Below are 1,597 nucleotides of genomic sequence, written 5' to 3'. Positions count from 1 at the left end.
GGCCCCTGGGGTTTGGTTATCCTAGCCAGCAGCTTGTTGTGTAGTAGAAGCCGTTGTTAAAGTTCCAGCTCGAGATAGCGGCTGGTGGAACTATATGTGCCGGAGCCGTAGGTCATTACACCGTTTAGGTTAACCCAAACATCCCAGTCGATGTCGTAGACTACATGATCAACCAAGGTACCACTCATCGGTATAAAGCCAAAGGCAGTACTACGGAGGGTAAGGACCCCAGGTAGGACTTAGTTAAGCCTTTTAATGTGTCATTTTCCCGCCAACATTATCCATAGTTAGTGGCGAACAACCTCGTATCTTCTGACCTAATATGCTTATCTTCATAACCGCCTACCCAATCGACAATGGTTAATATCATGACGCGAGACGTGAGGAGGTTCATGAAATGAATGAAATCTTTAATTTAACTTTGTGAAGTATTAATCAATAAAATCAACCAATTTCTGAGGGTGTACAGAAAACCGTGGTGTAAAATCCATTGTTTGATTGCCAGTTTAGGTTATTGTAAGCTGGTGGCGCTATGTTTAAGCCTGGCTGTTGCTGGTTAAAATAACTGGCGCCTCACTACCTGTGGTAGACATATAGGGGCTAACCCAGACATCCCAATCAATGTCATAGACGATCTCCTCAGAGCAAGGCCAAAAGCTCGACGTACTATTAACGACTACGGAGGCACCAGCCGGTATTGTGAATGCCGTCGGCAACGGAGTATATGCCGGACCCATATACGTGGCCCATCGCTCTCAACTCCATAGGCCTGCCTTGCAGTAGCTGCCTGCGCATTCTGCGGTGTGAAGACCCAGGTTGAATTAGCCGCTACGTATCCCAACGGCGTTGCTGTGCTGGGTGAACCACTCGGGAATATTGTGTAGTATGGGCAGTTATAACCACTGGAGGTTGATTGTGAAATTGTTATTCCGGCTGAGGGCCTGAGGGTGAGGTGGAGAGACCGGTGGCCACATTAACAGTGTATGTTGTTGATGATGAGCATAGCAATGCCTGCGGAGAATAATTAGGATCTGTCCAGTAACCTGGCTCATAACCTCCGCCTGTGCTAGCTATGTACTGTACGTCTCCAGGTAACTGTGAGGCTTGGCCAAGCTCATACTCATAAACAATGTACGACGCGTAACTATCCTGAAAGGCCTTTAGGTACTCAATCTCCGTGCCGGAATTTGGTATATACTCAATGAAGTTGTAGAGCTCGGCATAACCTATTGAGAACTTACCATATTGTTGATCAACAATACTCGACCACGACGTACAGAAGTCGACTTGAAAACTACCATATGAGTCGCTATAGGCCTGTCCGCCGTAGGCAATTATATATGCATTATTGACCAGGGTCGGTTCATTTTGCGGTAGACTATATGTTTGTATTAATTCCATGCATAAGTCCTCTCCAGTTGGGTCTGGTGTTGATATTTTCATTATCATTGGTATCCAGAACTTGCCTGCTATGTTTAGCGCCGCACTTAGTGAGTGTGGTCCTATGACCAGGACTCTGTTGTTACCGAATGCTATTACGTAGTTTAGGCCTCCTAGGTACTTGGGTATTGGTATTGCGGTTATGCTCGTGTTGTAC

The 1,597-nt window shown here is 46.1% G+C and carries 1 protein-coding gene and 1 pseudogene; both read right to left on the bottom strand.

Annotation, left to right across the window (positions count from 1 at the left end; translation table 11 throughout):
• Positions 1-536: 536 nt before the first annotated feature.
• Positions 537-737, bottom strand: coding sequence for a hypothetical protein (locus JCM16159_RS18070; RefSeq protein ID WP_243666930.1), 201 nt, complete (start codon positions 735-737; stop codon positions 537-539).
• 187 nt (positions 738-924) lie between these two features.
• Positions 925-1,597, bottom strand: a pseudogene (locus tag JCM16159_RS12955) (hypothetical protein); the annotation flags it as partial.

It is taken from the genome of Vulcanisaeta sp. JCM 16159 (assembly GCF_001316265.1).
In the GTDB taxonomy this organism is placed as follows: domain Archaea; phylum Thermoproteota; class Thermoprotei; order Thermoproteales; family Thermocladiaceae; genus Vulcanisaeta.
This window is presented reverse-complemented; position numbering and strand designations above follow the sequence as displayed.

Coding starts and splice junctions, on each gene's coding strand:
- JCM16159_RS18070 (WP_243666930.1), bottom strand. CDS start 737: ATGGGTCCGGCATATACTCCGTTGCCGACGGCATTCACAATACCGGCT.